The organism is Serratia sp. P2ACOL2 (genome assembly GCF_003691565.1).
In the GTDB taxonomy this organism is placed as follows: domain Bacteria; phylum Pseudomonadota; class Gammaproteobacteria; order Enterobacterales; family Enterobacteriaceae; genus Serratia; species Serratia liquefaciens.
Genome location: NZ_CP033162.1, coordinates 3,567,417 through 3,586,497, shown reverse-complemented (window position 1 = coordinate 3,586,497; position 19,081 = coordinate 3,567,417). Strand labels below are relative to the sequence as shown.

The following is a 19,081-nucleotide window of genomic DNA, read 5'->3' as shown; positions in this document are numbered from 1 at the left end:
AGATGAAAAAATTCCTGGCGGATGACGCTAGAACCCCAGGCGGTCGCGCAACGCATAATAGGCCGCTCCCAGGGCGGTGAAAGGCACACGCAGCTGGCGGCCCCCAAAGAAGGGCAGGTGTGGCAAGCGAGCGAAGGCGTCAAAACGTTCGGCATCACCGCGCAGCACTTCGGCGATCAGCTTGCCGGCCAAATGAGTGCAGGTGACGCCGTGGCCGCTGTCGCCCTGCATATAATAGACATTGTTTTCCAGGCGACCGAATTGCGGCATGCGCGAGAGCGTCAGCAGAAAGTTGCCGCTCCAGCGGTAATCAATGCGCACCTGTTTCAGCTGCGGGAAGGTTTTCAGCATTTTGGGCAGGATCAGCGGATCGATATCGGCGGGATCGCGAGCGCCATATACCACGCCGCCGCCATACAGCAGCCGGTTGTCGGCGGTCAGACGAAAGTAGTCCAGCAGGTAATTGCAGTCTTCGACGCAGAAATTATTGGGCAGCAGCGACAGCGCCATATCTTTGGATAACGGTTCGGTGGCGAGAATTTGCGAGCCGCAGGGCATGCTCAACCGGCTGAGCCGCGGTTCAAGCCGATCGCCAAGGTAGGCGTTGCCGGCAACGATCACAAAGTTGGCGCTGACCGAGCCTTGGGCGGTGTGTACCTTTGCCGGTTCCGCGTAATCAATGCGCGTGGCGGCTGACTGTTCGAACAGCCGCCCACCGTGACGGCGCACCGCGTCGGCTTCGCCCAGCGCCAGATTGAGCGGGTGCAAATGGCCGCCGTTGCGGTCCAGCAAACCGCCGACGTAACGATCGCTGGCGATCTCGCGGCGGATAGCCTGCCGATCCAGCCATTCCAATTGGTCATTGCCATAGCGCCGCCAGCGGGCCTGTTGCCGCTGCAGCGCGTGGCTTTGTTTAGGGTTCAAAGCGGCGAAGATGCCGCCGGGCCGGTAGTCACAGGCGATGGCGTATTGATCGATGCGCTTGCGGATAATCTCTGCGCCTTCGAACATCATGCTGCCGAGCATGGCGGCGGTGTCAGCGCCATAACGCGCTTCAATGACGTCGATATCGCGGCTGTAAGAGTTGACTACCTGCCCGCCGTTGCGGCCGCTGGCACCCCAGCCGATTCGCGCGGCCTCCAATACCACCACGTCATAACCGGCCTCGACCAGATGCAACGCCGACGACAGGCCGGTGAAGCCGCCGCCAATAATGCAGACGTCGCAGCGGATATCCTCGTTCAGCGCCGGGTAGGGCGCGAACGTGTTGGCGGTGGCGGCATAATAACTGGCAACGTGTTCCGTCATGGGGCCTCCGCCGAACAAGGTCAGAAGGTAGTCGGGGTATGTGCGCTGACGATGCGGCAGACGCGCGCCGAGGTATTGCTGAAGCTGTGTGGAATGCCGGTGTTGATGGCATAGCTTTGACCGGCGGTCAGGCAATGGGTCTGGCCGTTGATCGTCAGCATGATCTCGCCTTCCAGCAGGGTGCCGATCTCCTCGCCCTGGTGCTTTATTTTTTCGCCGGTGGTGGTGCCGGGCTGATAGGTTTCCAGCATCATCGCCAGATTGCGCGTTGGACTGCCGTTATGCACCAGCTTCATCGACACCCCCTGGCTGCCTATCTCAATCAGATCCTCGGCTTCTATGACCACTTTGGGCTCATTGGCGGCTTCAGGTTCGGCAAAGAAGGCAGACAGCGAAAGCCCATAAACTTTCAGCAGCTTTTGCAGCGTACTGATAGCCGGACTGACTTTGTCCTGTTCGATGGTGCTGATTGCGCTGTGGGTTAACCCGGACAGTTCGGCGACCCGGCGCTGCGACAAACCCAATTGCAGACGGATCTGTGACAGGCGCTTACCCGGCGCCAAGCTGACTTCGCTCATAGCGGTACTTCCTTCTGGTAGGGACGACAGGCAGAAATGAATATGGGTATCAGGTGCCTGCCTGAGTGATATCGGCACAGCATGATATCGGTAGTTGTGTCGGAATTGGAAAATATATTGCCCATGACCACCCCCGTTCTGGCGGACGAAATTCTGCACGTAAAAAGAGTGTTAACGCCTTTTCGGTCAATATTTTATCAATTTAGCAGCCGGTGGCGAATAATCAAACAGGATTGTAACATTTGCAAACTATTTGTGTTAAGGCTATGTTTCATATTATGGATGTTATTTTGAGCGCCCGCTGTGGCGCAGTCTACAGAGAAATCAGACCATGTGTTGAACCTATCGGCAGGCGGACGCAGCAGCGTTCTCAAAGCATAATGGCGGGTGATGTATGCAAACCAATATCGCAGCAGTTGAAAATTTTGCACAGCATAATGAAGAGAGGCGAAGTAGCGCGTTCCAACGTGAAGTTGCTCACTATTTGGAACGCCATCCCTCAACGCAGTATATCGACATCCTTCTCACTGACCTGAATGGTTCCTTCCGCGGTAAACGAATTCCCGTCTCCGGACTGAAAAAATTGGAAAAAGGCTGCTACTTCCCCGCCTCGGTATTCGCTATGGATATTTTGGGCAACGTGGTGGAAGAGGCGGGCCTGGGTCAGGAACTGGGCGAACCGGACCGCGTGTGTATGCCGGTGGCAGGAACGCTGACGCCGTCAGCGGCGGATCCGGACAATATCGGTCAGGTGTTGCTGACCATGCTGGATGAAGATGGTACTCCCTTTGACGTTGAACCCCGTAATGTCCTGAATCGAGTTTGGCAGGCATTGCGCCAGCGCGGCATGTTCCCGGTGGTAGCGGTAGAGTTGGAGTTCTATCTCATTGATCGACAGCGAGACTCTGAGGGGTATTTGCAACCGCCCTGTGCGCCCGGCACCCAGGAGCGCAATATGCAGAGCCAGGTTTACTCGCTGGACAATCTGAATCATTTTGCCGAAGTACTCAACGACATCGACACCCTGGCGCAGATGCAGGGCTTACCGGCGGACGGTGCGGTGGCGGAAGCGTCACCCGGCCAGTTCGAGGTAAATCTGCAGCATACCGATAACGTGCTGCTGGCCTGCGATCACGCGCTGTCGTTGAAACGCCTGGTAAGGCTGGTGGCGGAAAATCATCACCTGCACGCCACCTTTATGGCAAAGCCCTATGAGGAATACGCCGGTAGCGGCATGCATGTGCATATCAGCATGCTGGACGGCAACGGCAATAATCTGTTCGTGCAACCCGATGGCGAAGACTCGGCGCTGTTGCACCGTGCGCTGGCGGGGATGATCACCCTGATGCCGGCCTCGATGGCGCTGCTGGCTCCCAATGTGAATGCCTTTCGCCGCTTCCAGCCGGGCATGTATGTACCCACTCAGGCGTCCTGGGGGCACAACAATCGCACCGTGGCGCTGCGCATTCCCTGCGGCGAGCCGGAGAATCATCGCGTGGAATACCGCGTAGCGGGGGCAGATGCCAACCCTTATCTGGTGGTGGCGGCGATCCTGTCAGGCATACTTTACGGACTGGACAATGAATTGCCATTGCCTGAGCCGGTGACCGGTAATGGTCTTGAACAAGAAGGGGTGCCGTTCCCCATTCGCCAAAGCGACGCGCTGTACGAGTTTGAGCATCAGCAAGCCTTGACGCAGTATCTGGGCGAACGTTTTGCCCACGTTTACCATGCCTGCAAGATGGATGAACTGATGCAATTTGAGCGTCTGGTGACTGAAACCGAGATTGATTGGATGTTGAAAAATGCCTGAAGGGGCGTAAAATGTGTGGCATTAACTTGATGTGCGATAGAACGATAGCGGATTAATTCACCTGTAAGGGTTGTTTTCCGAACGATCGCGAAAAGAATTTGTTTAAGAAGCCTTCCTGATCTTGTCATCAGGAGGGTTTTTGGTGCAAAATATCCCTAATGCAGATAGCCGACGTTTTAACGCGTCGGTTATTTTTTTTGCATTTATGTTCTACAAACTGTGCGTTTCATACACCAAGCGAGGCCGGACACCGATCCGGATAGATAAATAGTTTCGTGCGCGATCAAACAAAACTTTATGGTCGTGACTCATGAGGATAAGAAAGATGGGGCAATTTTTCACTTTAGCACCGGTGCCCGCCGGTTTCCGCTGCGGTCGCAGCGATTATGGAGCAGCCAAGGCAGCCTTGACTCGTTATCCAGCTTCCAATCCCCTTCTTTTTGAATTCAGTCGCAAGTTGCGAAGTTTCCCCGCAACCTTAAGTCTTGGCGTGTCTATATTCCGCAAGGCAGAAGGTAAGGGGGGGCTGCGCAATGTCCGATAACATCATCAGCGCCGCACCGGCTCAACGCGCACAGCTGCGTAAAACCCTGACTTTAGTTCCGGTAGTGATGATGGGCCTGGCTTACCTGCAGCCAATGACCATCTTCGATACCTTTGGCATCGTCTCCGGCCTGACCGATGGTCACGTCGCGACGGCGTACGCCTTTGCTCTGCTGGCGGTTCTGTTTACCGCATTGAGCTACGGCAAACTGGTACGGAAATTCCCGTCCGCCGGTTCTGCTTATACCTATGCCCAGAAGGCCATCAGCCCGCACGTCGGCTTTATGGTGGGCTGGTCATCACTGCTGGACTACCTGTTCATGCCGATGATCAACATTCTGTTGGCAAAAATTTACCTGGAAGCCATCTTCCCGGGCGTGCCTTCGTGGATCTTCGTGGCAGCGCTGGTCGGGCTGATGACGATTTTCAACCTGCGCGGCATTAAGCTGGTAGCAAACCTGAACTCCATTATCGTGGTGGTGCAGGTGGCGATCATGATCGTGTTCCTGTTCCTGGTAGTGAATGGCATTTCGCATGGCGAAGGTGCAGGCACGCTGATCAGCAGCCGCCCGTTCTGGTCTGAGAATGCGCACGTGGTGCCGATGATTACCGGCGCGACCATCTTGTGCTTCTCGTTCCTCGGTTTTGACGGCATCAGTTCGCTGTCTGAGGAAACCAAAGATGCAGAGAATGTGATCCCGAAAGCTATCTTCCTGACGGCATTGATCGGCGGCATCATCTTTATCGTGGTGTCTTACTTCGTGCAGCTGTACTTCCCGGACATCTCGCGCTTCAAAGATCCTGATGCGTCCCAGCCGGAAATCATGCTGTACGTGGCCGGTAAGTTCTTCCAGTCGGTGATCCTGGTGTTCTCCTGCGTAACCGTACTGGCTTCAGGCATGGCGTCGCACGCCGGTGTTTCACGCCTGATGTACGTGATGGGCCGTGATGGCGTATTCCCGGAGCGCTTCTTTGGTTATGTGCATCCGAAATGGCGTACTCCAGCGCTGAACGTACTGTTGGTTGGCGTGATTGCGCTGTCTGCGGTGTCGTTTGACCTGGTGACTGCGACGGCGTTGATTAACTTCGGTGCGCTGGTGGCGTTCACCTTCGTGAACCTGTCGGTTATCTCGCAGTTCTATATCCGCGACAAGTTGAACCGTACCGTTAAAGATACCTTCAACTACCTGATCCTGCCGGTATTAGGGGCGCTAACTGTTGGCGCACTGTGGATCAATCTGGAAGCCAGCTCAATGACGTTGGGTCTGGTATGGGCGGCGATTGGTCTGATTTATCTGGCCTTCGTGACGCGCAGCTTCCGTCTGCCGGTACCGCAGGCTAGCGAAGACGTGGCTTAAGCTTTTATCGCTAAGCATTAAAAAGGGCGCCTTGGCGCCCTTTATTGTTTTTGTTACCCCACCAACTCTTTGCCGTATTCAAACAGCGCTTTCAACAGCGCGGTCTTTTCTTTATCGCCTTCATGCAGGTTATACAACGACTCCAGTTGCAGCACGTAGCTCTGCACTCGCTCGGCGCTTAATACTTCCTGGCGGTGCTGTAACCAGCGGCGTTGCTCGGCGTCGTCCAGCGTATTGGGGTAGTTGCGGGCACGAAAACGGAACAACAGCTCCTTCATGCGCCCATCGCTGAAAGTCAGATCCAGTGCCGGCAGGTTCTGCGGCTTGGTTTGCTGGATGATTTTCATCGCAGCCTTGTCGGCATCGCTGAAGAAACCGTCATACAGCCGGGCGTCGACGTCGTCAGAGCCTTTGAAAGGTTCGGCTTCGGCGAACAACGCCACCACTTTTTCGCGCACCTCCGGATGCTGGCGCAGCAACTGCAAGTTTTGCAGGCAGGCCTGACGGTCGATCCCCAGTCGCTCGGCGTTTTCCGGCAACAAGGTCTTGGCCGGCGCCAATACCGGGCACTTGTTGATATGCACCAGTTTGATCGGTACCGGCGATTGTCCGGGTGCCAGATCTTCCCGGCGGGTATACAGCCGTTCGCGCAGTTCATCGGCGCTCAACGTCAGTAATGGCGTCATGTCACCGGCTAAATCGCACATGATGACGGCGTTTTTGTTGTCCGGGTGCCAGGCCAGCGGCGATACCCAACTGGTGTTGCCGCGCGCGGCGCCGAACATGCCGGAAACGTGCACCAATGGCGTCATCTCTGCGATGTCGATCAGGGCGTTCAGCTTATGCTTATTGCGGTGTTGCAGCAGGAAATCAAACAGTCGTGGTTGTGCCTGCTTGACCAGTTTGGCCATGGCGATAGTGGCGTAAACGTCCGACATGGCGTCATGGGCATGCTCATGCTCGACGCCGTTGGCACGAGTCAGGTGTTCCAGCCGGAAACTGGGGAAGCCCTCTTCGTTTTCTGGCCACACGATGCCGTCCGGGCGCAGCGCATAGCAGGCGCGCATCACATCGAGCAGATCCCAACGCGAATTACCGTTCTGCCAGCTGTAGGCGTAGGGATCATAGAAGCTGCGGTAGAAAATATTACGGCTGACTTCGTCATCGAAGCGGATGTTGTTGTAACCGAGAATGCAGGTGCCAGGCACGCTGAACGCCTGATGGATCTGGCGTGCAAATTCGGCCTCGTTGACGCCTTTGGCCAGCGCCAGTTGCGGCGTGATACCGGTGATCATCACCGCTTCAGGATCGGGCAAGTAGTCATCGGCCGGGGTGCAGTAGATGACCAACGGCTCTTCGATAATGTTGAAATCCATATCGGTACGCACACCGGCAAACTGCGCCGGGCGGTCCAGGGAGGGACTTTTGCCGAAGGTCTCATAATCGTGAATATAAAATGTGGCCGGTGCCTTGCTGCTCAAATTCGCATCTCTCAGGTGGCGTAGGAAATATTGCTCTATTGTAACGGCGAGATGTGCGATGCCAAGCAGTCGTTAGCGTTAATCGCCGAAATGCGCGGGATTACGCATTGCGATAGTAGTTCAGGCGCAGACGAAAGTAGGGGCGTAAATAATCGGGCACTTGTTCTTCGGCACTGGCACCGTTGTTGTTGGTGCTGATGCCATAACGTTCGTTATAAATAACGCTGAGAGCGAGTAAATCGGCTTCAATCTTTTCACGTTCTGCTTGCGGTAAGCTATCCAGCTTTCGCCCCATACGATTCTCCCTGTGATTGTAAGGGCATCATAGGATCGTTAACCTGACTTGTCCCTACCCCATTCAGGGGGGAGGCTCATGAAGTGTGTGAGCGTGCCTGCAGGGGCTGGCCTGATGCCGCAGTCCCCTGATAATGCTGAGAGTATTTGGCCGTATATTCCTGCTGATTTTGCATTTGTGCGCGATCAAAGGCTTTATGGGCTGATAACACACCACCAATCACCGCCAGCCAGAAAAGGCTGCACAGGACCAGGACGCCCAACCAGACTTTTTGGTTATAGCTCATAAAAAACTCCGGATGATAAAAGGGAATAACATTTACCAGAGAATTAAATCAGAGTTTATATCAATGCTTTGTCAACGGCGGTGTTTATTATGGTTGTTTTCTTATTAATGTGTTACCAAATGCCGCAGCCATGTTTCAAAACATTCCTTAAGATAATATTAAGAAAAGATAAGTTTGTGCCACTGAGTTTTATTTAATATCCGTTTAATTATCCCCACATACAATCAGCAGCATTCAATACCAATGTGGGTGCACATTATGAAAACTCTGCTGTTAACCGGCGCTACCGGCTTTCTCGGTGGTGCAGTGCTTGAGAAATTACTGAAAGAAAATCAGGCGATTAACTATCTTCTGTTAGTGCGGGCTGATAATGCACAGCAGGGGCTAGACCGTATTCGGATGAATATGGGGAAGTTTAATATTGAAGCCGAACTATTTTCTAAAATCACGATAGAAAATATATTGTTGGGGGATCTGAGTGAGCCAGCTGACTTTTTAGCAGACACAAGGATTAACAATGTAACGCACGTTATTAATTGTGCCGCCGTAGCCTCTTTCGGTAATAACCCCCTTATTTGGAAGGTTAACGTGGAAGGCACTTTGGCATTCGCCAAAAGAATGGCGCAGGTGTCTGGATTAAAACGTTTCCTGCATGTGGGGACGGCAATGTCTTGCGCGCCGGAACCCGGTTCACTGGTAGCGGAAAGCGGTGAATTTGAAGAAACGGCCGAGCATTTGGTGGAATATACCCGCTCCAAATCCACCATCGAGCAGCTCATGCGTCAACATTGCCCGCAGCTACCGCTGGTGATTGCGCGTCCTTCGATCGTGGTAGGGCATACTCGCCTGGGCTGTCAGCCTTCCAGCAGTATTTTCTGGGTGTTCAGCATGGCGCTGATGCTGCGTAAGTTTATGTGCTCGCTGCAGGACAATATCGATGTGATCCCGGTTGATTACTGTGCTGATGCGATGGTGATGCTGTTGAACAGCGAAACGCTGGATAACGACGTTTATCATATCTCCGCCGGTGAAGAGAGCAGCGTTAGCTTCGCGGATATCGATCGCGCCATTGCCGCTGCGCTGGAGAAGCCTCCGCTCGGCGATCACTATGCGCAGGTCAGTTATGAAGCCCTGTTGAAAATGCGCAAGCAGCTCAAAGATATTTTCGGGCCATGTAATGAACGCCTGATGCTGAAAGCGATGCGCCTGTATGGATCTTTTGCCATGCTCAACGTGCGGTTCAGCAATGACAAAATCCTTAAGCTGGGCATGCCGAAACCGCCGCGTTTTACCGACTATATCGCCTGTTGCGTGCAGTCGACCCGGGGCCTGTCCATTCAGCAGCAGATGGTGGTGGATTTCAAATAACAGCACGGCGCCGGTTAGCGGCGCCTGCTGCATCCTCGCATTACCAGGACGAAGACGACCAGAAAACGCGCCCCAGCACCACCAGTTGGTCTTTACGCTGCGGGTAGGTCAGGTGTTCGTCCTGGTATTCTTCCCGGTTCAACGAACGAATGGTGACGCCACCGTCGGGCTGTTCGATCAGCACTTTTACCCGCAGCAGGTTACCGTGGCGAATCGCGTAGGTTTTCCCTTCGCGGATGCGAGTATCATCGGTATTGATCCCCACCACGTCGCCGTCTTGCAGCCGGGGCTCCATGCTGGATCCTGAAATGCGGATGATCCGCGCGGCATTCACCGCCACCCCCATCTTATGCAGATAGTAGCGGCGGAAAATCAGCGAAAACTCCTCACGATCGACGATTTCATAACAGCCATCACCGGCCGAAAAATTGATATCCAGCAGGGGAATTTCCACAAACTCTTCCTTGTCCTGTTCGGTATCTTCCCACACCACCGGCTTGAGGCGGGCAGGTTGAAAATCCGACTCTGCCGCCACGTTATCGAACGGGCGCACCAATTCTTTTTCATGGAACACGTCGAACCAGCCCTTGGGCAGGTTTAGTTTGGCCTCGATCCGCCTGGCGAGATTATCGCCCAGGTTACGGGAGGACTTTTCACCGCTGATTTGGCTCAACGTGGGCGAAGAGGACTCAACCAGCACCGCAAAATCATTCTGGTTGATACCCTGCCGGGCGTAGCTGGCCATCAGCTCGCGCAAATTATTGCGTCTTATTTCTTTGGTTTCCATGGCCGGATGATCGCATTCTTTAGCAAAAAGGTAAATATCGTTTTTGCTAAATTTAGCTTGCTTTAAATTTAGCAATTAGCTAAATATTGACGAGTGGACAAGGTCCATGAAGGAATTGTAGGGCGCTGCAAGTTGCGCCAGTATGAACCGGGGCGAATACTCTTGCCCTTTACAGTGGTTGGATCACACGTGTTTAACTCACAAGGAATCTACGATGTTCAGTATGGATTACAACAGCTACCGTTCGGTAGCCAGCTTCGGCCACCGAGTGCGCTTTTTGGTGCTGCACTATACCGCGCAGAATTTTGCCGACTCGGTGCAGTCATTGACCGGCAAGTCGGTCAGCGCCCATTATCTGGTGCCGGATCCCGAAGATCCAACCTATAAGGCGGCAGGCTTTAGCGGCGTAAGGATTTTCAATCTGGTCGATGAAGTCGAGCGGGCCTGGCACGCCGGCACCAGCCAGTGGGGCAATCGTTCGAACCTCAACGATACCGCGATTGGCATTGAGATCGTCAATCTGGCGAGCGGCGATGGCGAGGACATCACTTTCCCACCGTTTAACCCGCAGCAGATCGCGGCAGTAACTCAATTGACGCAAAATATTCTGCAGCGCTATCCGGATATCACGCCGATTAACGTAGTGGCACATTCCGATATTGCACCGGGCCGCAAAAGCGATCCCGGCCCGCAATTTCCTTGGCATCAGCTGTACCAGGCCGGTGTCGGTGCCTGGCATGACGACGCGGTGAAGCAGCGTTATCAGCATGAGTATCAATGCCAGGGGGTACCCGCACAGCAAGATTTACTGGCGCTATTTGCCAGGTACGGGTACGACACCTCGGCGGCGACCAATGCAGAGGGTTACCGCCAGCTGGTTCGCGCCTTCCAACTGCATTTCCGTCAACGGCAGTATGACGGTGTGATGGATGCCGAAACCGCCGCCATTTTACGCGCGCTGGTGGATAAATATGCCGCTTAAGGCTTGAGCGCGGATGAGGGACGCCTTATCCGCCTTTTCTCCCAACCCTTTCCTCCGCTAAACTGATGCTCTTTCTCGCCACTGATAACGGGATGCATCGTGCGCCTCGACAGAAAAATATCCTCGTTCGAACGTCTGACCTATCGCCATTACCGCATTGTGCACGGCGTGCGCATTGGGCTGGCGTTTATCCTGACCTTTATGCTGATCCGCCTGCTCGAAGTGCCGGAAGGCACCTGGCCACTGATTACGCTGGTGGTGGTGATGGGGCCGATCTCGTTCTGGGGCAATGTGCTGCAACGGGCGTTGCAGCGTATCGCAGGTACGGTATTTGGCGCCGCCTCGGGGCTGATTGCCCTGTATCTCGAGCTTTACTCATTGCCGCTGATGCTGGTGTGGTGCGGGGTGGTGATGTTTTTCTGTGGCTATCTGACGCTCGGTAAGCGGCCCTACATGGCGCTGCTGGTGGGGATCACGCTGGCGGTGGTTTGCGGTGCGGGGGCCGGTGATATGCATACCGCACTGTGGCGCAGCGGTGACGTAATTTTTGGTTCGCTGTTGGCGTTGCTGTTCACCAGCATTTATCCGCAACGTGCTTATATTTTGTGGCGTATGGAGATGGCGGATTGCCTGGAAAACGTCAGCAAGATCTACGGCGCTTACCTGTCACCAAATATGATAGAACGGCCGCGGCTGGAGCCACAGCTGAAAGACCTGCTCAATAAGGTCGTTAAATTACGCGGCCTGATTGTCCCCAGCAGCAAAGAGACCCACATCCCCAAAGCGGTTTTCGAGGCGGTGCAGACGCTGAGCCGCAACCTGGTTTGTACGCTGGAATTGCTGGCCGACGCTTATTGGGCCTCGCGCGAAACCCACTTTATTATGCTGAATGCCAAAACGCTGCGCAGTGCGCAACTGCTAACGCTGAATTCGCTGCAGTCGCTGGCAGTAACGATGCGTGACGGCCCGCAGACACAGTTGTCGGCTGAAGCGGGGCAACTGAGCGAAATTGCCGCCGAATTGAAAACCCTGATGCAGGAGGCCAGCTTCAGTCAGCACGGCGAAGCGCCAATTTATGGCTACGTATGGTTGAGCATGGAACTGACGCAACAGTTGGAGGAACTGGGCGATCTGCTCAAGGTGTGTACCGCCAGCGGGCGTGAATAGGGGGTCAGATCATGAAGCGGGCGCTTCGGGTTTTTGTCATGACGTCAAAGTGAGTAAGATAGGGCGATGAGTGTTGTGCCTGACCGCCACAAACCTGTATCTTGGTACCATTGTGGCCGTAAGCAAATGAATCTGTGTATTACTAAAGCAAGGGTATGAAGATGGATAATGCAAATAAGCCGAGTTTCCAGGACGTTCTGGAGTTTGTGCGTATGTTCCGACGTAAAAATAAGCTGCAGCGTGAAATTGTCGACAACGAGAAGAAAGTTCGTGATAACCAAAAACGCGTGCTGCTGCTCGATAACCTGAGCGAGTACATCAAGCCGGGCATGAGCATTGAAGACGTTCAGGGCATCATTGCCAATATGCGCAGCGACTATGAAGATCGCGTTGATGATTACATCATCAAAAATGCCGATTTGTCCAAAGAACGCCGCGAACTGTCCAAAAAGCTGAAGGCTATGGGCGAAGTGAAGTAACCGTTTTTATCGGGTCAGGCATTCGCCTGGCCCTTTTATTGTTTTCCCTGTATCCCCAGTCCAGCCCCTTTAGTGGCCTGCGCCGAACACGTCAAAATCAAAGTATTTATCGTTCACCTTCTTGTAGGTGCCGTTGGCGATGATCGCCTGCAGCGCAGCATTGAACGCGTTACGCAGGGCGATATCCTCTTTACGCAGCCCAATGCCGTCACCGATACCGAAATATTTGCTGTCACTGAGTTCGGCACCGATAAAGGCAAAGTCTTTTCCTGCTGGGGTGTGGAAAAACTCACTGGCACTGACGCTGGCCAGCAACGAAGCATCTAAGCGGCCGTTGATCAAATCCTCATTGGCTTCCTGCTGGCTCTGGTAGGACAACACGTTAACGCCGGCCGGCCGCCACAGGGCGTTGGCATAGGTTTCCTGACTGGATCCCTGCTGCACGCCAATGGATTTGCCTTTCAGCGAAGCCGCCGTGGGTTGCAGGTTGCTGCCTTTACGGGCCACTAATCGTGCTGGCGCATTGGACACCTTGTCCGAGAAGGCGATCTGCGCCTGGCGCTGCGGCGTAATGGTCATCGACGAGGCAATCGCATCAAATTTTTTCGCCAGCAACCCCGGGATCATTCCGTCCCAACTGCTCTCAACCCAAACGCATTTGGCCTGCATTTGATCGCACATTGCCTGTGCAATATCGACCCCAAATCCTGTCAACGCCCCCTGTGGCGTTTTAAATTCCAGCGGTGGATAGGTCGGATCCACGCCGAGTTTAATTACTTTTCCGCTGAATTCCCCAGCAGAAACGGCGAAACTTAACGCCAGCGGCAGCAGGAGAACCAGGCTAATCTTTGTTTTCATTTTATGTTCCTCGGCGTAATGGTGTGCAAAAGGGATCAAGCCAAAAAGCGCTCAACCAGCTTGACCCAGTAAGTGGCGCCAATCGGCAGGCACTCGTCGTTAAAATCGTAACCGGCGTTATGTAGCGAATTGCCGGGCGTACTTTCCCCATTGCCGATCGAGATATAGCTGCCGGGGCATTTTTCCAACATAAATGCGAAGTCTTCGCTGGCGGTAAAGGGGCGCAGAGACGGGATCAACTGCTGTTCACCCGCCCAGTCCAATGCCACCGTGCGTGCCAGCTCAGTTTCCGCCACGTGATTTACCAAAACCGGATAACCCTGTTGGTAATCAATGTCCGCCCGAGCACCAAAACTGGCGGCTTGCGCTTCTACCAGCGCCTTAATGCGGTTTTCCAGCCGTTGGCGAACGCCCGCATCCAGTGCGCGTACGCTTAGCGTCATGGTTGCTGTGGCAGGGATCACGTTGGCGGCACGGCCTGCCTGGATCGCGCCAACCGTCACGATTGCCGTTTCCTGCGGATCGATATTTCTGGAGACGATGGTTTGCAGACTCATCACAATAGCGGCGCAAACCACCACCGGATCGACCGTGTGCTGCGGCACCGCGCCGTGGCCGCCGTGACCGTGCAGGGTAATATTGACCGTATCGGCCGAACACATGAAAGCGCCGCTGGCAAAGCCCAACAGGCCGACCCGAAAGCCGGGTACGTTGTGCATGGCGAACACCGCATCACAGGGAAACCGTTCGAACAAGCCGTCTTCAATCATCACTCTGGCGCCGCCGCCGCCTTCTTCCGCCGGCTGAAAAATCAGATGCAGAGTCCCGGTAAAATCAGAGTGTTGCGCCAGATAACGCGCCGCTGCCAGCAGCATAGTGGTGTGGCCATCATGACCGCAGGCATGCATCACGCCGCGGTGGGTGCTGGTGTAGCTTAATCCGCTGGTTTCTTCAATCGGCAATGCATCCATATCGGCACGCAAACCCAGTGATCTTCCCGAGCCTCGCCGCAAGGTGGCGACAACGCCTGTTTGCCCCAATTCCCGAGTAACCTGATAGCCCCAGTTGGACAGCAGTTTTGCGACCAACTCGCCGGTGGCAAACTCGTTGAACCCCAATTCGGGGTGAGCATGAATATGGCGGCGGATAGCGACCATTTCATGCTTAACTGCCGCTATTTCAGGTAAGATAAGCGGATTATTCATCGCGATATCCTGATTGAATATTCGATTTCCGACGTTCGATAAGCGGAAAACAAGATACTCCCGACACTAGCAAACAACCCGTTGGTCGGGGAGCCGCCGTTCGGTTATGCTGACAACAATAGGTTGTCATGGGGGCATCATGAAACTGCATCAGTTACAGGCATTGGTGGCCAGCGCTGACGGCGGCAGTATCCGCGCCGCCGCGAGGCAATTGGGGCTTTCACAGGCAGCGGTTACGCGCGCTTTGCGTGAACTGGAGCAACAACAGGAACTGCCGTTGCTGCTTCGCTCTCCGAGCGGGCTGGGGTTTACGCCGTACGGGAAAACGCTGTTGGCGCATGCCCGGTTGGTGCTGAATCAGCTGGAACAGGCTAATAATGAAATGGCGGGGTTACGCGGGTTAGCGCAAGAGCAGGTGAAAGCGGCCATTACGCCGTGGTTGATGTTGACGGTGTTGCCGACGGCGGTGTTGGCCTTTCGCAAAAAGATGCCCAAGGTGAAACTGGAACTGTTTGAAAGCCTGATGGCCAACGCGCAATCACAACTGCGTGAGGGCACGATGGATTTTGCCATCACGCCGCTTCCGGTTTCGATGGCACCGCAGGAGTTTCATTGCGAACCCTTGCTTGATTATGAAACGGCGGTGATGGTGCGGCAGGGGCATTCGTTGAGCCAAAGCACCTCGATTCACCAGTTGCTGGAGCAGGATTGGGTGCTGAACTACACACCGGAAAATCATGACGATTTAATTCATCAACTGTTCAGCCGCCACGGCGCTCACCTCGATCCGAATCGTATTATTCATGCGCATTCCCTTGGCATGCTGCAGGCGATGGTGGAGTCGGCGGACATGTGTACCTGGTGTCCGGCGCCGTTGGTCGGCCTGCCGCAGTTTGCCGGGCGTTTGCAGCCGTTGGCGCTGCGGGAAAGTTGCGAACCGGCACGGCTGAATATCGTGACTCGGCGCAACAGCATTCTCAGCACTGCCGCTCATGCGCTGATAGATAACCTGATTCGCACTCTGCGCCAGCACGCCCGCTCCGCACGACAGGAGGACCGACTGATTTATGATCGGGTGCGGCTGTTGATTTAGGAATAGGGAGCAGTAGGAGCGGGTTGGAGGGGCGGCTATTCAGGGCGTGAAGCAGACGTCTTCATATCGCAAGAAAACGCTATACCGTATTCAGTGTTAGTAAGACGCTATCTTCATTTTTCGGGGGGATGTGGATACATGAAAAATACGAAATTGCATGTTGTCGTGGCGTGGTAGAGTGTGGGCTGCCCGAAGATCGATTAGAGATTTACGCCATGCAACAAATTGATTTTTACATGATAGATGCCTTTAGCAACACGACTTTTGGCGGTAATGCTGCAGCGGTATGCCCGTTAACAGAATGGTTGCCTGATGAGACATTATTGAAAATGGCCCAGCAGCATAACCAGTCAGAAACAGCATTCTTTGTCGCAAATGATACTGGCTTTGAGTTGCGATGGTTTACCTCCCTGGCTGAAATAAATCTGTGTGGGCATGCCACACTGGCAGCTGCGCACGTTATCTTTGAACATCTTGATTACCCAGGTTCGACTATTCATTTTGCTACCCGATTTGTTGGCCCGCTGACGGTGGTGCGCAACGATAAATGGCTGACGCTCGATTTTCCTGCATGGGAAACCAAGCCTGTCATGCCACCGGCATTATTGCTGGACACGTTGGGCATCACAGAATGCAAAGAAGTGCGCGTGGCGCGTGATTACCTGGTAGTAATGGAGAATCGGCAGCAGGTCGAAACTGTACGCCCGAATATCAATGGCATGCTTCCCCTGGGAAAAATGGTGTGTATAACGGCTGCAGGTGACGATGAATACGATTTTGTTAGCCGTTTCTTCTGCCCAGGCGAAGCCGTAGCGGAAGACCCTGTTACAGGTTCGGCGCATAGCATGCTCATTCCTTACTGGGCTGAAAAACTGAATAAAACGCAGATGTTGGCGCATCAGGGATTAGAGCGTGGCGGGGATTTACGCTGCCAGCTAGTGGGCGATCGCGTTTACATCGGCGGACAGGCAACAACCTATTTGATAGGCAAAGTGCTGTTGCGCTAGACCGGCTGGAATGCTGCTCAAAATATAAGGTCTGCTGTTTTCTATAACTGCCTACGGCAGCTCAGCCCCAGAAGCTGCCACAACTAACTTCATAGTGCATCCATCCTCAGGGCACAGGCCAATGGACTTACTCATGATAAGAATATTTATTCTGATGTTAATGGCAGCAGCTGCCGTCGGTTGTGCAACTCTGACGGGCAATCACCATCAGCCCTGAGGGGATTATCTGTAGAGTGTTATTGAACCACTGAAACTCGAGGCGTGATATCCGCTATCGAGCAGTACGCCGACTTCTGAAGACGCCATCCGGCGTCTTTTTTATCGCCAAACGGTCAAATCCTCATAAACGGTCATTCGTGGTCATCGCAGGCCGCGAGGAATTGTGACCGTTTGCAAAGCTGTCACTGTCCTGTTGCAAGGCAAATGACGATTTAATGCAGTTCTCGCCACAGCTCCAAACTTTAACATTTCATCTTTTCTCACCTTTTCGTGACAACTATCACGGGGCGAGGGTGGCAAAAAATACACAGGGCCGCCTTTGAGGCATTGCGCATTCCGTGAACGTCCGGCTGCGTATCCTATTTGACATCGGGAAAGAGGAATCACCACATGCTGCCAATAGAGCGACATCGTTATATCACCGAAATTCTCAGCCAGCGCGGACGCATCCTGGTGCAGGAAGTGGCGCAGTTATGCCGTATCTCGCTGGAAACGGCGCGGCGGGATTTGGCGCTGCTGGAAAAGCGCGGCGTGCTATTACGCAGCCATGGCGGTGCGGTGTTTATGGAACATTCGACGGCAGAAAAAACGTATGTACCGTCGCAGATTGAACAGGGGGAATCGTTTCGCGATCGCAGTAATCAGTCGCCGGACAGCAAAACTCGCATCGCCAAACGGGCATTGCAGTTCATTAATACCGGTGATTGCCTGCTGCTCGACAGCAGTTCCAGCAGTTGGTTTCTGGCCCGCCAGTTGCCCGACATTCAGTTGGTGGTGCTGACCAACTCGGTGCACATCATTCAGACGTTGGCAGTGAAGGCCAATGTACGCGTCATCGGGCTGGGCGGCGAATACTCGGCGAAATATGAAGATTTCGTTGGCGTGCTGGCCGAGCAAATGCTGAAAGAGTTCGTTATCAACAAACTGTTTTTCTCCTGTCATGGCATCTGCCACGAAGGCGGTATCCGTGAAAGCAACGAACATCACGCACGGCTGAAACAGCAAATGCTGCTTTCCTCCGAGCACAAAATTTTGTTGGCTGACTCCAGCAAATTCGGCCGCCGCTCTTTTGCGCGGATCTGCCACTACCGGGAAATCGACACACTTATAACAGACCATCTGGAAGATGAAGAATTCCGCCAGGAACTGGCCTGGAGCAACGTTAACGTTATTGAAGTTTCGCCGTCACCCCTACAGAAAAAAACTAAAAACAGCCGCAACGGCCCGTTGGCTGCGGCACATAACTGACCTCCCAGGAGAGTAAACATGATCAAGAAATCCGTTCTTGCCTGCCTGTTCGCGACAGCCATGTTGTCCCTGTCGGCACACGCCGCCGACAAAATCCGCATGGGCGTGGTGGTGAAAGTCGGCGGTAACGCCTGGTTCAACGCGATGGAAGCCGGTATCAAAAGTGAAGCGGCCAAACGTGGGATCGACGCATGGCAGGTCGGGCCGACCAGCGCGGATCCGGCATTGCAGGTGCGTGCGATTGAAGATCTGATCGCGCAAAAAGTGGATGTGATCGGCGTGGTACCTAACGACGCCCGCGTGCTGGAGCCAGTACTGAAACGTGCCCACGATGCAGGGATAAAAGTCATCGTGCATGAATCGCCGGATCAAAAATATGCCGACTGGGATTTCGAAATGGTCGATGCCACCCAGCACGGTATCAATCATATGGTCGCGCTGGCGCAGTGCATGAAAGAGAAGGGCGATTACGCGGTGTACGTCGGCAGTTTGACCGTTCCGCTGCATCAGAAATGGGCCGATGCCGCCATCAATTATCAGAAAGAGCACTACCCGGATATGCATCTGGTCGGCGATAAATTTGGTGTGGGTGAGTCACTCGATGACAGCATCCGCACCACCAACGACCTGATGTCCAAAGACGCTAACCTGAAAGGTATTCTGGCGATCGGTTCTCAGGGGCCGATTGGCGCTGGCCGCGCAGTGCTTAACCGTGGCAAAACTGACGACGTTTGCGTCTTCGGGCCGTTCAGTCCGGGTCAGGGCGCAAGTCTGGTCAAAGCCGGGGCGATCAAAGGGGGTTTTATTTGGAATCCGATGGTGGCTGGAGAAGTCTTCGTGCGCATCGCCGAGAAACTGGAGAAAGGTGAGAAAATTACCGACGGCATGAGCATTGAAGGTATGGGCAAAGTGAAAGTGGATGAAGCAACCCGCACTATTCTGGGCAACGAAACCGAAAGTCTGGATAAAGCCAACCTGCCGAAACTGGTCAAAATGGGGCTGTAAT

General features: G+C 54.1%; 18 protein-coding genes. 10 read left to right on the top strand and 8 right to left on the bottom strand.

The genetic code is table 11. The features are described from left to right. Positions 1-27: 27 nt before the first annotated feature. Together EBA31_RS17520 and puuR are read right to left on the bottom strand one after the other, a co-directional pair. A complete protein-coding gene (locus tag EBA31_RS17520) occupies positions 28-1,308 on the bottom strand; it encodes an FAD-binding oxidoreductase (RefSeq protein ID WP_122079864.1) in 1,281 nt (426 codons plus the stop codon). 20 nt (positions 1,309-1,328) lie between these two features. Further along, positions 1,329-1,886, bottom strand: coding sequence for an HTH-type transcriptional regulator PuuR (puuR, locus tag EBA31_RS17515; protein WP_020827747.1), 558 nt, complete (start codon positions 1,884-1,886; stop codon positions 1,329-1,331). A 394-nt stretch (positions 1,887-2,280) separates the two neighbouring features. Between puuR and EBA31_RS17510 the strand changes: the two genes are divergently transcribed. Together EBA31_RS17510 and EBA31_RS17500 are read left to right on the top strand one after the other, a co-directional pair. Continuing rightward, positions 2,281-3,699, top strand: coding sequence for a glutamine synthetase family protein (locus EBA31_RS17510; protein ID WP_020827746.1), 1,419 nt, complete (start codon positions 2,281-2,283; stop codon positions 3,697-3,699). Positions 3,700-4,232: 533 nt separating this feature from the next. After that, positions 4,233-5,600, top strand: a complete 1,368-nt coding sequence (locus EBA31_RS17500) for an APC family permease (protein ID WP_020827745.1) — start codon at positions 4,233-4,235, stop codon at positions 5,598-5,600. Positions 5,601-5,653: 53 nt separating this feature from the next. Here EBA31_RS17500 and sbcB read toward each other — a convergent pair whose 3' ends face one another. The 3 genes from sbcB to EBA31_RS17485 all read right to left on the bottom strand — a co-directional run bounded on the left by sbcB (position 5,654) and on the right by EBA31_RS17485 (position 7,662). Next, the gene (gene sbcB, locus EBA31_RS17495) at positions 5,654-7,081 is read right to left on the bottom strand and encodes an exodeoxyribonuclease I (RefSeq protein WP_122079863.1); all 1,428 of its coding nucleotides are present in this window, start codon (positions 7,079-7,081) and stop codon (positions 5,654-5,656) included. A gap of 100 nt (positions 7,082-7,181) precedes the next feature. Further along, a complete protein-coding gene (locus tag EBA31_RS17490) occupies positions 7,182-7,376 on the bottom strand; it encodes a DNA polymerase III subunit theta (protein WP_046373098.1) in 195 nt (64 codons plus the stop codon). Positions 7,377-7,452: 76 nt separating this feature from the next. Next, positions 7,453-7,662, bottom strand: coding sequence for a hypothetical protein (locus EBA31_RS17485; protein WP_122079862.1), 210 nt, complete (start codon positions 7,660-7,662; stop codon positions 7,453-7,455). A gap of 258 nt (positions 7,663-7,920) precedes the next feature. Here EBA31_RS17485 and EBA31_RS17480 point away from each other — a divergent pair, with 258 nt between their 5' ends. After that, positions 7,921-9,030 carry an SDR family oxidoreductase gene (locus tag EBA31_RS17480; RefSeq protein WP_122080653.1) on the top strand — a complete coding sequence of 370 codons (1,110 nt, stop codon included), beginning with the start codon at positions 7,921-7,923 and terminating at the stop codon, positions 9,028-9,030. 40 nt (positions 9,031-9,070) lie between these two features. Here the strand turns inward: EBA31_RS17480 and EBA31_RS17475 are convergent, their stop codons facing one another. After that, a complete protein-coding gene (locus EBA31_RS17475) occupies positions 9,071-9,817 on the bottom strand; it encodes an XRE family transcriptional regulator (protein ID WP_122079861.1) in 747 nt (248 codons plus the stop codon). Between the two features lie 214 nt (positions 9,818-10,031). On the opposite strand from EBA31_RS17475, the gene EBA31_RS17470 reads away from it, so the two are divergent. The 3 genes from EBA31_RS17470 to tmaR all read left to right on the top strand — a co-directional run bounded on the left by EBA31_RS17470 (position 10,032) and on the right by tmaR (position 12,445). After that, complete coding sequence (locus EBA31_RS17470) at positions 10,032-10,799, top strand: N-acetylmuramoyl-L-alanine amidase (RefSeq protein WP_122079860.1); 768 nt, start codon at positions 10,032-10,034, stop codon at positions 10,797-10,799. A 99-nt stretch (positions 10,800-10,898) separates the two neighbouring features. Then, positions 10,899-11,966: an FUSC family protein gene (locus EBA31_RS17465; RefSeq protein WP_020827738.1), complete on the top strand. Its 1,068-nt coding sequence runs from the start codon at positions 10,899-10,901 to the stop codon at positions 11,964-11,966. Positions 11,967-12,127: 161 nt separating this feature from the next. Then, positions 12,128-12,445, top strand: a complete 318-nt coding sequence (gene tmaR / locus EBA31_RS17460; protein WP_020827737.1) for a PTS system regulator TmaR — start codon at positions 12,128-12,130, stop codon at positions 12,443-12,445. A gap of 69 nt (positions 12,446-12,514) precedes the next feature. Here the strand turns inward: tmaR and EBA31_RS17455 are convergent, their stop codons facing one another. Together EBA31_RS17455 and EBA31_RS17450 are read right to left on the bottom strand one after the other, a co-directional pair. Next, the gene (locus EBA31_RS17455) at positions 12,515-13,303 is read right to left on the bottom strand and encodes an ABC transporter substrate-binding protein (RefSeq protein WP_122079859.1); all 789 of its coding nucleotides are present in this window, start codon (positions 13,301-13,303) and stop codon (positions 12,515-12,517) included. 35 nt (positions 13,304-13,338) lie between these two features. After that, a complete protein-coding gene (locus EBA31_RS17450) occupies positions 13,339-14,508 on the bottom strand; it encodes a M20 aminoacylase family protein (protein WP_122079858.1) in 1,170 nt (389 codons plus the stop codon). 139 nt (positions 14,509-14,647) lie between these two features. On the opposite strand from EBA31_RS17450, the gene EBA31_RS17445 reads away from it, so the two are divergent. The 4 genes from EBA31_RS17445 (at position 14,648) to EBA31_RS17430 (ending at position 19,080) form a co-directional block, all read left to right on the top strand. Continuing rightward, the gene (locus EBA31_RS17445; protein WP_122079857.1) at positions 14,648-15,601 is read left to right on the top strand and encodes a LysR family transcriptional regulator; all 954 of its coding nucleotides are present in this window, start codon (positions 14,648-14,650) and stop codon (positions 15,599-15,601) included. A 215-nt stretch (positions 15,602-15,816) separates the two neighbouring features. Next, the gene (locus EBA31_RS17440; RefSeq protein WP_122079856.1) at positions 15,817-16,608 is read left to right on the top strand and encodes a PhzF family phenazine biosynthesis protein; all 792 of its coding nucleotides are present in this window, start codon (positions 15,817-15,819) and stop codon (positions 16,606-16,608) included. A 609-nt stretch (positions 16,609-17,217) separates the two neighbouring features. Then, on the top strand, positions 17,218-18,075 hold the full coding sequence (locus EBA31_RS17435) for a DeoR/GlpR family DNA-binding transcription regulator (protein WP_046373103.1): 858 nt from the start codon (positions 17,218-17,220) through the stop codon (positions 18,073-18,075). An 18-nt stretch (positions 18,076-18,093) separates the two neighbouring features. Beyond that, entirely contained in the window at positions 18,094-19,080 is a 987-nt protein-coding gene (locus EBA31_RS17430; RefSeq protein ID WP_244995323.1) for a substrate-binding domain-containing protein, read from the top strand. Position 19,081: the final 1 nt, after the last annotated feature.

Coding starts and splice junctions, on each gene's coding strand:
- EBA31_RS17480 (WP_122080653.1), top strand. CDS start 7,921: ATGAAAACTCTGCTGTTAACCGGCGCTACCGGCTTTCTCGGTGGTGCA.
- EBA31_RS17520 (WP_122079864.1), bottom strand. CDS start 1,308: ATGACGGAACACGTTGCCAGTTATTATGCCGCCACCGCCAACACGTTC.
- tmaR (WP_020827737.1), top strand. CDS start 12,128: ATGGATAATGCAAATAAGCCGAGTTTCCAGGACGTTCTGGAGTTTGTG.
- EBA31_RS17440 (WP_122079856.1), top strand. CDS start 15,817: ATGCAACAAATTGATTTTTACATGATAGATGCCTTTAGCAACACGACT.
- EBA31_RS17500 (WP_020827745.1), top strand. CDS start 4,233: ATGTCCGATAACATCATCAGCGCCGCACCGGCTCAACGCGCACAGCTG.
- EBA31_RS17445 (WP_122079857.1), top strand. CDS start 14,648: ATGAAACTGCATCAGTTACAGGCATTGGTGGCCAGCGCTGACGGCGGC.
- EBA31_RS17485 (WP_122079862.1), bottom strand. CDS start 7,662: ATGAGCTATAACCAAAAAGTCTGGTTGGGCGTCCTGGTCCTGTGCAGC.
- puuR (WP_020827747.1), bottom strand. CDS start 1,886: ATGAGCGAAGTCAGCTTGGCGCCGGGTAAGCGCCTGTCACAGATCCGT.
- EBA31_RS17435 (WP_046373103.1), top strand. CDS start 17,218: ATGCTGCCAATAGAGCGACATCGTTATATCACCGAAATTCTCAGCCAG.
- EBA31_RS17450 (WP_122079858.1), bottom strand. CDS start 14,508: ATGAATAATCCGCTTATCTTACCTGAAATAGCGGCAGTTAAGCATGAA.
- EBA31_RS17510 (WP_020827746.1), top strand. CDS start 2,281: ATGCAAACCAATATCGCAGCAGTTGAAAATTTTGCACAGCATAATGAA.
- EBA31_RS17455 (WP_122079859.1), bottom strand. CDS start 13,303: ATGAAAACAAAGATTAGCCTGGTTCTCCTGCTGCCGCTGGCGTTAAGT.
- EBA31_RS17475 (WP_122079861.1), bottom strand. CDS start 9,817: ATGGAAACCAAAGAAATAAGACGCAATAATTTGCGCGAGCTGATGGCC.
- EBA31_RS17490 (WP_046373098.1), bottom strand. CDS start 7,376: ATGGGGCGAAAGCTGGATAGCTTACCGCAAGCAGAACGTGAAAAGATT.
- EBA31_RS17470 (WP_122079860.1), top strand. CDS start 10,032: ATGTTCAGTATGGATTACAACAGCTACCGTTCGGTAGCCAGCTTCGGC.
- EBA31_RS17430 (WP_244995323.1), top strand. CDS start 18,094: ATGATCAAGAAATCCGTTCTTGCCTGCCTGTTCGCGACAGCCATGTTG.